10 protein-coding genes and 2 pseudogenes are annotated in these 12,597 nt (G+C 70.2%); 5 read left to right on the plus strand and 7 right to left on the minus strand.

Annotation, left to right across the window (positions count from 1 at the left end):
* Nucleotides 1-23 precede the first annotated feature (23 nt).
* The 3 genes from GL259_RS37435 to GL259_RS37445 all read left to right on the plus strand — a co-directional run bounded on the left by GL259_RS37435 (nt 24) and on the right by GL259_RS37445 (nt 3,479).
* Nucleotides 24-1,733 carry a cytochrome bc complex cytochrome b subunit gene (locus tag GL259_RS37435; RefSeq protein ID WP_159538244.1) on the plus strand — a complete coding sequence of 570 codons (1,710 nt, stop codon included), beginning with the start codon at nt 24-26 and terminating at the stop codon, nt 1,731-1,733.
* A gap of 101 nt (nt 1,734-1,834) precedes the next feature.
* The gene (locus tag GL259_RS37440; protein WP_159538246.1) at nt 1,835-2,200 is read left to right on the plus strand and encodes a DUF3099 domain-containing protein; all 366 of its coding nucleotides are present in this window, start codon (nt 1,835-1,837) and stop codon (nt 2,198-2,200) included.
* An 898-nt stretch (nt 2,201-3,098) separates the two neighbouring features.
* A complete protein-coding gene (locus GL259_RS37445; protein WP_159538248.1) occupies nt 3,099-3,479 on the plus strand; it encodes a hypothetical protein in 381 nt (126 codons plus the stop codon).
* 417 nt (nt 3,480-3,896) lie between these two features.
* On the opposite strand, the gene GL259_RS37450 is transcribed toward GL259_RS37445, so the two are convergent.
* The 5 genes from GL259_RS37450 to GL259_RS37470 form a co-directional block, all read right to left on the minus strand.
* Nucleotides 3,897-4,610: a VOC family protein gene (locus GL259_RS37450; protein WP_159538250.1), complete on the minus strand. Its 714-nt coding sequence runs from the start codon at nt 4,608-4,610 to the stop codon at nt 3,897-3,899.
* Nucleotides 4,611-5,002: 392 nt separating this feature from the next.
* Nucleotides 5,003-5,359 carry a hypothetical protein gene (locus GL259_RS37455; RefSeq protein WP_159538252.1) on the minus strand — a complete coding sequence of 119 codons (357 nt, stop codon included), beginning with the start codon at nt 5,357-5,359 and terminating at the stop codon, nt 5,003-5,005.
* 617 nt (nt 5,360-5,976) lie between these two features.
* Complete coding sequence (locus GL259_RS37460) at nt 5,977-6,387, minus strand: lipocalin/fatty-acid binding family protein (protein ID WP_159538254.1); 411 nt, start codon at nt 6,385-6,387, stop codon at nt 5,977-5,979.
* A 178-nt stretch (nt 6,388-6,565) separates the two neighbouring features.
* Complete coding sequence (locus GL259_RS37465; protein WP_159538256.1) at nt 6,566-6,856, minus strand: chitin binding peritrophin-A domain-containing protein; 291 nt, start codon at nt 6,854-6,856, stop codon at nt 6,566-6,568.
* 361 nt (nt 6,857-7,217) lie between these two features.
* Entirely contained in the window at nt 7,218-7,616 is a 399-nt protein-coding gene (locus GL259_RS37470; RefSeq protein WP_159538258.1) for a hypothetical protein, read from the minus strand.
* A 990-nt stretch (nt 7,617-8,606) separates the two neighbouring features.
* Between GL259_RS37470 and GL259_RS37475 the strand changes: the two are divergent.
* Nucleotides 8,607-8,744: pseudogene (locus GL259_RS37475) on the plus strand (ATP-binding protein); the annotation flags it as partial.
* Nucleotides 8,745-8,937: 193 nt separating this feature from the next.
* Here GL259_RS37475 and GL259_RS37480 read toward each other — a convergent pair.
* A complete protein-coding gene (locus tag GL259_RS37480; protein ID WP_159538260.1) occupies nt 8,938-9,183 on the minus strand; it encodes a DUF6207 family protein in 246 nt (81 codons plus the stop codon).
* 536 nt (nt 9,184-9,719) lie between these two features.
* Here GL259_RS37480 and GL259_RS37490 point away from each other — a divergent pair.
* Nucleotides 9,720-10,271, plus strand: a complete 552-nt coding sequence (locus tag GL259_RS37490) for an EF-hand domain-containing protein (RefSeq protein ID WP_159538262.1) — start codon at nt 9,720-9,722, stop codon at nt 10,269-10,271.
* Between the two features lie 546 nt (nt 10,272-10,817).
* On the opposite strand, the pseudogene GL259_RS38075 reads toward GL259_RS37490, so the two are convergent.
* Nucleotides 10,818-12,597 (minus strand): annotated as a pseudogene (locus GL259_RS38075) (Helicase associated domain protein); the annotation flags it as partial.

The following is a 12,597-nucleotide window of genomic DNA, read 5'->3' on the forward strand; positions in this document are numbered from 1 at the left end:
CGGCGAGGGGAGGGTGTGCGGGTATGAGCACGACCGAAACGGCGCCGCCGGGTGCGCGTACCGGGGCGTCGAGAGGCGAACGCATCGCGGACTGGACGGACGGACGGCTCGGGATCTACAGCTTCCGCAGCCTGATCCGCAAGGTGTTCCCCGACCACTGGTCGTTCATGGTCGGCGAGATCGCCCTCTACAGCTTCATCGTGCTGCTGCTCACCGGCGTCTGGCTCACCATGTTCTTCGACCCGAGCATGGCCGAGACCGTCTACGAGGGGTCGTACGCCCCGCTGCACGGCGTCCGGATGTCACAGGCCTACGCCTCCACCGTCGACATCAGCTTCGAGATACGCGGCGGCCTGTTCATCCGCCAGCTGCACCACTGGTCGGCCATCGTCATGATCGCCGCCCTGTGCGTGCACACGCTGCGCCACTTCCTCACCGGCTCGTTCCGCAAGCCGCGCGAGGTCAACTGGCTGATCGGCTTCGTCCTCCTGGTCCTGGTCATCCTGGAAGGCTTCGTCGGGTACTCACTGCCCGACGACCTGCTCTCCGGCACCGGCCTGCGCATCGCCGAAGGCGTCACGCTCGCCATCCCGCTGGTCGGCACCTACCTGACGATGTTCCTCTTCGGCGGCGAGTTCCCCGGCCACGACGTGATCCAGCGGTTCTACAGCTTCCACATCCTGCTGCTGCCGGGAATCATCGTGGCCCTGGTCACCGTCCACCTGATCCTGGTCTTCTACCACAAGCACACCCAGTTCCGGGGCCCCGGCCGCACCGAGCGGAACGTCGTCGGCCAGCCCCTGCTGCCGAACTACGCGGCCAAGGCGGGCGGTTTCTTCTTCCTCGTCGCCGGACTGCTCGCGCTGCTCGCCGGCATCGCACAGATCAACCCCGTGTGGACCTACGGCCCCTACCGCGCCGACCAGATCTCCCAGGGATCCCAGCCGGACTGGTACATGGGCTTCCTCGAGGGTGCCCTGCGTGCCATGCCCCCCTGGGAGTTCGTCCTGTGGGGCTACACCGTCAACCTCGGCATCCTGATCCCGGCGGTCATCCTGCCCACCCTGATGGCCACCGTGTTCGCCTTCTGGCCCTTCCTGGAGGCCTGGGTCACCAAGGACACCAGGGAACACCACCTCCTCGACCGGCCCCGCGACCACCCCACACGGACCGCGTTCGGCTGCGCCTTCGTCGCCCTCTACCTGGTCCTCTTCTTCGGCGGCGCCAACGACATCCTGGCCGAGCGCTTCCACCTCTCGCTCAACGCCATCACCTGGGCCGTACGCATCGGCATCTTCGCCGTCCCGGCCCTCACCTACATCGCCACCCGGCGGATCTGCCTCGGCCTCCAGCGACGCGACCGCGACAAGCTCCTGCACGGCCGCGAGACCGGCAGGATCCGCAGACTCCCGCACGGCGAATACGTCGAGGTGCACGAGCCCCTCGACCGCGCCACGCAGTACGCCCTGCTGTCCCGGCAGGACTACCGGCCCCTGCCGGCACCCGCACCGGAACACAACGGCATCCCCAACCCCCGGCGCCGCGAGGAAGTCCTGCGCCACCGCCTCAGCCGCTGGCTCTACGGCAACCAGATCGCAAAGCCCACGCCCCAGGAACTGGCACACGCCGGGCACTCACCCGACGGACACGGGCCCACCCCGTCCGACGGCCACCTGGAAACCGGCTCCCGGCACGCCCTCGGGCAGCCGCAGCCGGACCAGGAACCGCACTGACCCGGCGGCACGTCGCAGCGGGCCGGCCGGCACCGCGGCGCGGGTGACCAGAGGACGGGTCACCCGCGCCGCCGTCTCGCCGCACCACGAACGGAGGCCCGATGACCACCAGCCCACGGCGCCGGGAAGATCCCCGAGCCGAGTCCATCACCCGGGCCCGCACCGGCCTGACCCAGGACCTGCGCGACCGCCAGCGGCGCTACCTCACCGCCATGCTGATCCGCACCGCCTGCGTGATCCTGATGGCCCTCACCTGGAACCGCTGGCCCGCCCTCGCCGTCTGCGCCCTGATCGGCTCCGTCGCCATCCCGTACGTCGCCGTCGTCGCCGCCCAGGCCGGCTGGCGCCAGCAACGCGGCGCCCGGCCACTGCTGACCTGGACCCCCGCGGACCCCGCCCCCCGCACCCCCCTCGAACCCACCCTGGTCCTCCCCCCGGAACGACACACGACAAGCTGGTCCGAGTGACCGTGTGTTCCCGGCGGCGTTGCTGCACCGTCTTCTGCTCTCGCGGGTGTGGCGCGGGGCAGGGCTGGTGGTGCGTCCGGGGACCGTGCCGTGCCGGCACGGCGATCCGGTCGCGCGCCGCCACGCTGCCACGCTGCGTGCTCCCGGCCCGAGCGTCCGGGAATGCCGCGGGCCGTGTGCTCCATCCGGCTGCCGGTGCTGCGGTTCGCCGGTGAGGACTCCAGCCGGGGGAGCGCCGCATCCACGGTGAACTCCTCGTCCTGGGCGTCACGGTGGCCGCCTCCACGGTCGGGGAGATCCTTTGGGAAGGCCGGGACCGGCCCGGTGCCCGGGCGCGCCACGAGCAGGTGGGCGGACTTCCCGCGCTCCCGGGCCGATGTGCTGCCGGCATGCGGCTTCCTGGAAACGATCACCTTGTCCGGGGTGCGGCTTCGGGCAGGTGCGGTGATCGAGCACGCCGGCCGCCGGATCCGGGTCCTCGGCGCCGCGCACCCCACCGCGTCCTGGGTGACGCAAGTCGCGAAGGGCCTGGTCATGGACCTCGAGGACGCCGGCTGCCGGGCCGGGTTCCTGATCCGGGACCGGGACGGGACGTTTCCCGCCCTGTTCGACACCGTCCTCACCGAGGCAGGGACCGAAATAGTACTCGGCGGAGTACGGATGCCGCGCATGAACTCGATCCTGGAACGGCGGGCGCCCGCCTGCCGGCGCGAGCCGCCGGACCGCACCCGGATCGGGACCAGCGACCGTCGTCGGCCGCGACCGGGATGGCGGTGGGATCTTCATGCCTCAGTGCACCTGGCGCTGAGCCGAAGCGCGGCGGTGGTCACACGGCAGGTCTCCCGGCACCAGGGCCGACGGCACAGGCGCGGCGCCGGGCAGGGGGTACCGTTCCGGCATGACGCCGGCGCCGCCCCGATTTCCGCCCTACCCCATCCGCGGCGTGCACGTCCTGCACCAGAAGCAGAACTGCGCACCACACTTCGCGGAGATAGAGGTGGATTTCGAGCCCGCGGTCGAGGGCTTCGCCTTCGAGACGGCCCAGGACCTGACGGCGGAGTACGGACCCGCCGAAGACCTCCCGCGCTTCCTTGCGGCCGCCGCCGCGGGGATCGAGGAGCAGCTGGGCTCGCCCGAGTACGAAGTCACGATCGCGGTCCGGGTGGTGCTGAGACGCGCCCGCGCCGACACGTTCGGCTCTCATGAACGGGCGTTCGACATCGCGGGCCGCCTCGCCGCCCGCAAGGCTTTGGAACGCGCGGGTCACCCGCGGCCCTGAACACCGCCCCTGCTCGACGGCAGGCGGCCCACCCCGCCCTGCCGGCCGGACCTCGAGCGACAACAAGGCGCTGCTGCGGGGGGTGCCCGTCACGGTTTCCTCAACGGTGCCCACTGCTTCGAGCTCGGACAAGCGCGTGCACCCGCACGCGTGAACGGAAGAACGGCAGTGGACCCAGCGCAGTGGGCACCGGGCGGCGGAGGCGTGATGCCCGATGCCGTACGGGACACCGTCGCAGCCCGTCACCGCGCGGTGGACTTCCTCACCCGCCTCCAGACCGGACACGGCATCCGGGCCGTGACGGCCGATGCCTTCCTCGGCGGGCGGGGAAGCGCGCGCTGGACGGTCAACACCCGCGCCGTCATCCAGCGCGAGGCCCCCCGACGGGATGCTCGGCCGCCCGCCGCGGTTCCCGCTTCACCGACGCGTGAGCACGCGGAATTCGTTGCCGTCGGGGTCGGCCAGCAGCACGGCCCCGTCCCCGCCGCGGGCGGGGCCGAGACGCTTCGCCCCGAGGGAGAGCAGGCGCTCGACCTCCGCTTGCTGATCGTCCTCCGGCACGAGGTCGAAGTGCAGGTCCTTGCCGGGGTCCGGCATGAGCGGCGGACCACCCCATGTGATCTTCGTGCCGCCGTTCGGTGACTGGATGGCGGTCTCCTCGTCCTGGTCCCAGACCAGCGGCCAGCCCAGCGCCTGGCTCCAGAAGTAGCCCACGGCCTGCGAACCGTCGCAGGCGAGCGCTCCGATGAGGCCACAGCCGGCGAGGAAGGCATTGCCCGGCTCGATGACGCAGAACTCGTTGCCCTCGGGATCGGCGAGCACCACGTGGGACGCGTCCGGTTCCTGGCCGACGTCGGCGTGCCGCGCGCCGAGGTCGAGCGCCCTGGCCACGGTCTCCCGCTGTTCCTCCGGGGAGGAACTGGTCAGGTCGAAGTGCAGCCGGTTCTGGGCGGTCTTCCGCGCCCGGGAGGGACGGAAGCCCAGACGGTAGCCGGCGTCGTTCCCGGACAACAGGGTGACCCCGTCGTCACCCCCGTCGGCTCTCTGCAGGCCCAGGACGCCGGCCCAGAAGTGCGCCAGGCGCTCGGGCTGGTGCGCGTCGAAAGAGACCGCGAAGAGTTGACTGCTCATTGCGCCCCGTACCCTCGGTTTGCTGGGTGCCCACAATCGGCAGGGCGCCTGTCGGCGCCTCGAACGAGGATCCTAGGGTCCGGCCGCCCCCGGTCGCAGCCGAGTATTCCGCGGCCCGCGTGCGGACTCTGCTGCGGTGTGCCGGTCGGACGGTTCTGACGCATCAGTCGTCCACAGGAGTCCGCCGGCGCCATGTCGCCCGCACGGTCGGGGAATTGGCCGAGCCGCGACAGGCCCTGGTCGAAGAGCACCGTCACGGCACACGCGGCGGAAGGCGGGAGGCGTACGGCCGACGAGGCGCACAAGCCGGTCGTGGGGCGGACACCGCCCCACGACCGCTGCCCGCCCCGACCGGGCGAACTACCGCGTGCGCAGCCGGGCCCGGCGGTGCGTCAGCCCTCCCCGTGCGCGATCCGCAGCGGCCTTGCGAGCAGCCCGTCGAAGGCCTCGCGGTAGGAGGGAGTCCCGGCGTCGGCGCGCCGGTGGGGCGAGTGGGCACGGACGAGGACCTCGCCGACGGCGCAGTACCAGATGCTGCGGGAGACGCTCGCGGCCTGGGCGGGCGTGCAGCCGCGGTCGTCGGCTCCGGCCACGATGTCACGGACGCGGTGGTGGAGGGCCGTCGCACCGATGCCCGACCCGGCCGCCAGCCGGCGGATGGAGAGCTTCCCCCAGCCCTCGCGGTCGATGAGCCCGCGGGCCGCGTCGTCTTCCCGGACGGCGGCCGGACCATGGAGGACGGCGGCCATGACGAGCTGCTGCGCCGCGGGGGCCGCTACTCAGCAGCGCGCCCGAAGCTCACCAGTGCCCTCCGTACGTGGAGCACATGACGCGCCCGCTGGTGCACGGCCGGACGAGAACGTGGACCAGGGCGACGACGGCCTGTCCCGCCGTACCGCCGCGGTGCCGTGCCGGGACGGACCCGAACGGGCAGAATCGTCCGCTGGGCATGGGGACTTTGTGGGGAGGACGCAGTGGGCAGTGAAGCTGATCGGGTTCGCGTTGGTCTGGTGGGGGGTGATGACGCTCCTGGCACGGTGGCTGTTCCACGACTCGTGGGATGAGGCTGCGGGCACGGCGTTTACGTCGGCGTGCGTTTTGGCGGGAGTGCAAGTGGGGGAGCGGTGGCGGCGCAGACTGGCTCGGCAGCGCTCCGACGAACGTTCCTAGCTGACCGCTGCCTCGCAGGCCACGAGAGGACGTCCAGCGCCGACGCAGGTCCGGATCCATACGCGACTATGCCCACCGCATGCCGATGGCGGAGAGCCGTATGTGTCCAGAGGCGGCTTCTCTGATCAGCAGGCCGTGGTTCGGCCTGGGCTGATCAGTTGGGCCGACTCTTGCACCAGCAGCGGACGGGGGCGTGTCATGCCACTTTCTTGTACTTGCGGACGGCGGTGACGCCTTGGGCCGAGTAGACGGCCGTCATGCTGTCCGGGGTCTGTTCGCGTACGATCGTGCCTTTCCTGCCCTGGCTCTCGAACGACTGGATCAGTTTGCCGGCTTCCTCGGTGAACACGGAGGTCGCCTGCCTTGCGCCGATGAACAGCAAGGGGGTGGAGACCTGCTCGCCGAGGGTGAAGGTGATCCGGTCGGTCCACAGCTCCGACAAGTAGGTCCAGGTCCATCTGTCGCCGTCACGGCTGAGTTCCTCGCTCGGCCTGACCATGGCTTGGGCTTCCCGGTGAGCGGCACTCATCCCCGCGGCCTGGAGGAACTGGTCCCATACGGGGTCTTTGGGGTCGCTCAGCAGATCCCACTTTCCGGTCTGCACCATCGTTCACCGCTTTCGTATCAGGGTTGTTCCGCAACCCGTACTGGCTTCGTCACCGCAGAACAGTGCCGCACGTCCTGCCGCACGGCTGTCTTGTCGGGTGGGTGGGGGACGTAGACCACTCCGCAGTCCCCTGGGAAGGCGGAGGGCGCCGCCTTCGCAGCCACCGCAATGCCTGGGCTCAGGAGTTTTCGGATGCGTCCTTGGGAGGCGTCAGCCACGGGTGGACGCATGCTACGAGTTCGGGGTGGAACAGGGTGCCGGGGCCGCACTGGAAGTCGAAGCGGGTGAGTTCCTTGCCGTCGCCGTTCATGTCCACGCAGCGGTAGAACTTGGACTGATCGTCAGGATCGGGGAAGAAGCCCTCCCGTGTGCAGGCAGGAGGCGCTGCGGCAGCCTGCGCGGGAGTCGAGTAGGCGAGACCGGCCAGAGCGAGCAGCAGAGCGGCTGCGGTGCGACGTGTGCGATTCATAACGTGTAAACGCTTTCCGCGGCCCCGGGTTGCTCACCACTTCGGGTGGCGCAATGTGATCTCTCGGTGGTGACGACACCGGTCGTCCCGGTCGCACCGGGCGGCGCAAGGCCGGGGGAGTGCGGCGTCGGCCTGTGGGGCTCCAGCGGTTCCTGGTCCCTGCCCGTTCGGCGGCGTGCCGGCAGCAGGCGTCGGCGGCGGGTGGCAGCCTCCCAGGTGGGTCATGGCCGCCCTGGTGTCCTCGACGGCGTGCAGAGGGAGCTGTACCGCGGCCGCCGGCTGTCCGGTCTCCCGCGACACCGACGAGGGGCAGCTCCGCCGTTGCGTGACCGAGCTGCCCCTGCCATGGCTGCCGCTCGGGTCAGTGCACGGCGACGTAGAACGAGTTGGCCAGTCCACCACCGGAAGGGTTGTAGCTGCCGACGGTGATGCCCTTGCCGCCCGCGCAGTTGCCCGGGATGACGCGGAGGGTGGAGCCCGGGGTGTTACGCGGGGTGGCGGTCACGATGGCCCGGGAGAGGTCGACATCCGGATTGCTGATCTCGACGCAGTAGACGTGTCCCGAGGCGGTCACCGATGCGACCCCCTTGGAATGCACGACCGTGCCGTCGGCTTCGACCAGGGCACCGGCTTGCACGTACGGAGCCTGGGAGCTGCCGCCATCCGGAGCCGCGATGGCGACCCCGGCCGCCACGGCCGCCGTTGTCACGAGACCGGCGCCGGCCAGCGCCATGACTCGGGCTCTCTTCGACTTGAACATGGGCCTTTCCTCCACCTGTACCCGGCGGCCACCCTCGGCCGCACACGAATGACGCTATGGGGAAGGACCTTCACATCTCGCTGCATCCGGGATAAACCACCGTCGGGAAGGACGGTGAGGCACGTGAGCCGAGAGCCCGTGCCATCGGCGCACGCCGGGTGACAGCACGCCTGCTCAGGTGGCGACTGTCACACATCAGCCCACCAGCCAACCCCGCCCGCTGCCATGGCCCAACACGGTGGGGATCATGTGCTGTTGATAGCGGCCGCACAGCCCCCCGACACGGGGCATGGGCGGGAGGGTCACCCGCGTGGCGGCAATTCGTACCGCATAGGACCGGGCCGGCCTGCGCCCTGCGCCTGTAGCCGACAAGCGGCGAAGGGGGCGTTTGCGGTCTGGACGGTGATGGGCGGGCGGCTTGCCCTGCGGTCAACCCGCCACTGACCGGCGCTTTCTTCCGCCTCTATGAGAGCACCGGCCCGGCCCGGCGCAGTGGGATGGGGCGCCCACCGAGGTGATACTCGGCCCCTCGGCATGCCCGCCGCCCGCTGCAGAAAGCGAAACGGCCCGCCGACTCCGTCGGCGGGCCGTTTCGCAAGACCGAGGCTGAAACGGGCCGGGAATCCCCCCTGGGCCGGGAAGCCCCAAGCACTGCGCCAGGCACGCCACCGCGCCCCCCCGGACAATCACAAGGCTTGGACGGTGCAGCGCTCTCGTCCTTGACACCACGGAACGCTTCAGCCTGCGCGGAGCCTGCACCGCCGAGGGCGACGGCAACGACAGGGGCCAACAACGCCAGGCTGAGGAACACTCGACGCATTGGCTGCTCCCCCGACGGACAACCCAATGCGATCACAGTAGCGGTAAGACCCGCCTGAACAGTGCAAATGACACACAAAGAGGCGAAGCGGTGACAGCGGTGGCTTTGCACCCACGCGTCACGCTTGATCACGGCGTTACACTCACCGGACGGTGGACACCGACCGGCCAGAGCACGGCCTGGAGACCGCCATGGCCGTCGCCCAGGTTCTCGAGGCGCGGCGCGAGCCGGTGGGCAAACGCATCACCGCCCGCCTCGCCCTGACCGATGACCCCGGCGGCGCCCTCACCGGACACCCACCCCTGTAGAGATGCCACCGGCCACCGGCCACCGGCTGCCGCTGCCGGCACGTCACCGACTGGGTCGCCGACAAGATCTGCTGGGGCCTGACCAACGACGCCACCGAACGCGACGCCCTGGCCGACCAGCTCGGCCAGTGCTCCAACACGCCCATCACCGTGACCCTCGCCCGCTGGAACAAACCGGCCCCGGCCGGCGCGTTCAGCCCGGTGCCTGGCGCATGCCCGAAGAGCAGCGCAGCCGCACGCCGGGCCGGCCGACGTCCCGCGTGGTGCGTTCCACCGCGGTGGCCGCCCACAAAGAGGCGAGTGCTTCCTGCAAGGCGAAGGCGCTCTGGCCGTCGACGGCTGCCACATCCACGACGACCAGACCGGACTCCGACACGTGCACCTCGTCGGTGGCCAGGGACGCGAAGACCCGGGACCCCCCCGGCCCGGGCCTTCCCATCCGCCGGTCGGTGTCTGGAGCCAGGAAACGAACGGAGCGCGACGGGTCGCCCGCGGCCACGGGCAGCGCAACCGCACCCGGCCGGTCTCCCGGAACAAACCGGCACCCAGGCCGACCGAGCGATGTACGCCCCGCGTCCCGGCCCGCTTCGACACGACCGGCGGTGTCCCCCGACCGGCCGCATTCGGCTCGCCGTGCGAACCAGCCGGGGGCAGGATGACGGGCGTGACCAGCACGCCGATCGTCGTGCATCGACCCTCACGTACGAACCGGCCGGAACGTCACCAGACACCCACACAGACGCGACAAGAAACCCGGCACCGCCTACAGCGACCACCACCTGGACGTGCTCCTCGAAGCCGCCGGCACAGCCGACCCCGACGCCACCCCGGACGACCCGCAGCAGGGGCAACGGCACGGCAGCCACGCCCACGAGGCCACCTGAGTACATACCCAGGCATGGTCCGGTGCTCCTTCGGGACGCTGTGCCCCGTGCCGAGGAAGTCGCGAGACCAGATCACGGAAGGACCCGGCCCATGACCACGACGGCACAGGACATCCTCACCCTCAAGCTCGAGCGCACCTTCGACCAGATGGACGCCAACCACGACGGCTACCTGGACTGGACGGACTACCAAAAGCTCGCCGACCGCTACATCCAGGCCTACCGGCTCGACAGGAACGACCTCCGGACCCGGGCACTGCAGACCTTCTGCCAGATCTACTGGCTGGAGCTGCTGCGCCACGCGGGCGTGGACGGGGACCGGCTCACCAAAGAACAGTTCGTCACGGCCAGCCGCCTGGCGGTCATCGATACCAGCCGCCTGAACGTGACCGAAGGCGGCGGACACGCGATCTTCGACATCATCGACGTCGACGGCGACAACGAGATCACCAAGGACGAGTTCGCCCGCTTCCTGAGGGACGTCTGGAAGAGCGACACACCCGACGCGATGGACATGTTCACCAGGCTCGACACCGACGGGGACGGCGCGATCTCGCGCCACGAGTTCATCCGCGCGATCCGCGAGTACTACTTCTCCAACGACCCGGACGCACCGGGCAGCCTGTTCTTCGGACACGTCTGACCCACGGCCGCACCACGAACACCAGTTTGGAGATTCGCCACCGGATACCGGTGAACACTCCTCGCGTTCGGCTGGCCGGCCAACTGGTGCAGCCAGCCGACGGAGCGATCAGGAGGGACATGAAACCAACCACGATGGAGTCAGGTGGAGCCGGGACACAGGCTCGTGAGGAAGTGCTGGCAGCGATCACGAGGCAGGCCCGTTCGGTGGGGGAGCAGACGGACATCGAGGCGTCCCAGGCTCTGGAGCATCTGGCCCGTGCACTGGCAGCCCTCCCCGGTCGTGGCACCACTCAGGGGGGCGATACGGACGCCGCTGCCGGTCTGCAGATGATGGGCCCCGGACAGGAACGATCAGGCGGCCACAAAGTCGGCCTGGCCTTGGAGCTTGAGCAGTAGCGCGCCAGCTGATCAGCCCTCACCATAGCGGCGGGCCATAGCCGTGCACAGGACTTCACGAGGCCTCGCACCGCCTACGGACCTGCCACGAAGCGACAGCGGACCTTGCCAGAACCACCGTTCCTGGCCTCGCTGTTCGTCCGCGCGGCTACGCCCAGCGCATGCCGATGGCGGACAGCTGCTCGATCCGCTCCGGGGACAGCATCGCAGCCCTGCTCCGCTGGTTCCCGATCCACGCACCGAGCCGGAGTTCCCGCTCCTCCTGGTCGTCGCCGACGGCGATCCGTTCGATGTGCTTCCTCGGCACCCGGAGGTGCCCTCACGCTCGTAGAACTGGAGGGCGGCGGCATAGTTCATGGCCCACTTGTCGGCCTGGCTGGTCCGCGGTCGGGGTTTCTCGTCCTCGCCGGCGGGCTCGATGCCGAGGATGTGTTCGCACATCCACTGCTGGACGGTCATGAGCTTGTCCCAGCCGTACCGGACGGAGCGCACCCACCGTCCGAGGTCTTCGCCCTGGTGGACGACGTCGCCCGGTGACGTGGGCAGTTCACCGCCGGCCTCGAGGTGGAGTCGGGTGAGGTGGAAGGCGCGTTGCCACTTCACAGGCCAGGCTGGGCACCAGGCGGGGTCGATGCCCTCGAGCTGTTCGCGCCGCTCCCGCGGCAGTACGCCGACCGCGGACGGAACGGGCAGACCCTGGGCACGTCGCTGTTCGATCTCGGCCGCTCTCCGGGCGGCGGCTCGCTGGTTCTTCAGCCAGATGCCCACCCGGTAACCCTGATAGGTGGCGTCGGTCGGTGCCAGCAGGTGCCCGCTCTCCCGGCCCACCCACGCGCGGCGGCCAGGCCCTCTTCCCAAGCGACATCGAAGTGGGACCAGATCATGCCGAGCCTCTCCAACTGCCGGGTGCGGTCGGCATCCAGACGGCCGCAGGCGTAGAAGCGCCGGTTGTCGGCGATCCACTGCCCCAGTGGAAACCCGGCGAGCGATGCCGACCACCCCTCGACTTCCGTCTCCCGGTCGCCACCGCCGGGCACGCGGTAGGTGAACGGAACCTTCAGATCACCATGCAGCCGGTGGTAGATGGCGGCGGCTTCGATGCCGCGTCGCCAGTGGGCGTGTTCGAGGTCGATCACGCGCAGGTTGATGAACGCGGCCAGCTGCGCGGGGTCGCGGGGCGTGGAGAACTTCAGCAGCTCCCGTGCCGGCACCGACAGACCACGGTCGCCTCGGTCGCTTTCGGCTCCCTCACCTTCCCGACTCCCCTTACGGCTCTGCACACCCCGGGAACGGCTCCTGACCTGCTGCTCGGCAAGCTGCTCCACCACCCGGGCATCGTGCGCCCTGAGCGCCTCCAACAGCCTCGCCAGCCCGCCGAACGCCCGGGACGTGAGCATGCTGTCGGCCGTCTCCCCGGGCCCGAGCAGGACCGGCACCACGAGCGACGCCACCTTGCCCTCACCGGGCTGCATCCGCAGCGCGCGGCCGACGGCCTGGACGAGGTCAGGCATGGAGCCGCGGACATCGGCGAAGTAGACGGAGTCGCAATGCCGGGTGTCGACGCCCTCGCCGAGGATGCGAACGCTGCTCAGGAAGGTCTTCTCCACGACTGCACCGTCCGCGGCGATCCCGTCGGCGAACTCACCCAGCACACGGCGCCGGTGCCCTGACTTGTGCTCCCCGCACAGCCAGTCCGCCCAGATCGTGCGCGGGTACAGCCCGGGATCGCCGGCATGCAGCCGCTCGGCGACGTCCGGCAGGCCGGCCGCGAACGCCTCGGCCTCCTTCACTTGGTGGTGGAAGACCAGGGTGCGGCGGAAGCCTTCCTCGGCCGAGGCTTTCACCAACGCGGTCTGCAGCGCAGCGAGCCGCGCCCCGCGCACACCCTCGGAGCGCGCATCCACACCCAGAAGCTGCGCGGCCTGGAG

The organism is Streptomyces sp. Tu 3180 (genome assembly GCF_009852415.1).
Classification (GTDB): Bacteria; Actinomycetota; Actinomycetes; order Streptomycetales; family Streptomycetaceae; genus Streptomyces.

Excerpts from the sequence above, each read along its gene's own strand:
- GL259_RS37455 (WP_159538252.1), bottom strand. The coding sequence starts at position 5,359 with ATGGCCGCCGTCCTCCATGGTCCGGCCGCCGTCCGGGAAGACGACGCG.
- GL259_RS37470 (WP_159538258.1), bottom strand. The coding sequence starts at position 7,616 with ATGTTCAAGTCGAAGAGAGCCCGAGTCATGGCGCTGGCCGGCGCCGGT.
- GL259_RS37445 (WP_159538248.1), top strand. The coding sequence starts at position 3,099 with ATGACGCCGGCGCCGCCCCGATTTCCGCCCTACCCCATCCGCGGCGTG.
- GL259_RS37450 (WP_159538250.1), bottom strand. The coding sequence starts at position 4,610 with ATGAGCAGTCAACTCTTCGCGGTCTCTTTCGACGCGCACCAGCCCGAG.
- GL259_RS37460 (WP_159538254.1), bottom strand. The coding sequence starts at position 6,387 with ATGGTGCAGACCGGAAAGTGGGATCTGCTGAGCGACCCCAAAGACCCC.
- GL259_RS37465 (WP_159538256.1), bottom strand. The coding sequence starts at position 6,856 with ATGAATCGCACACGTCGCACCGCAGCCGCTCTGCTGCTCGCTCTGGCC.
- GL259_RS37440 (WP_159538246.1), top strand. The coding sequence starts at position 1,835 with ATGACCACCAGCCCACGGCGCCGGGAAGATCCCCGAGCCGAGTCCATC.
- GL259_RS37480 (WP_159538260.1), bottom strand. The coding sequence starts at position 9,183 with ATGGGAAGGCCCGGGCCGGGGGGGTCCCGGGTCTTCGCGTCCCTGGCC.
- GL259_RS37490 (WP_159538262.1), top strand. The coding sequence starts at position 9,720 with ATGACCACGACGGCACAGGACATCCTCACCCTCAAGCTCGAGCGCACC.
- GL259_RS37435 (WP_159538244.1), top strand. The coding sequence starts at position 24 with ATGAGCACGACCGAAACGGCGCCGCCGGGTGCGCGTACCGGGGCGTCG.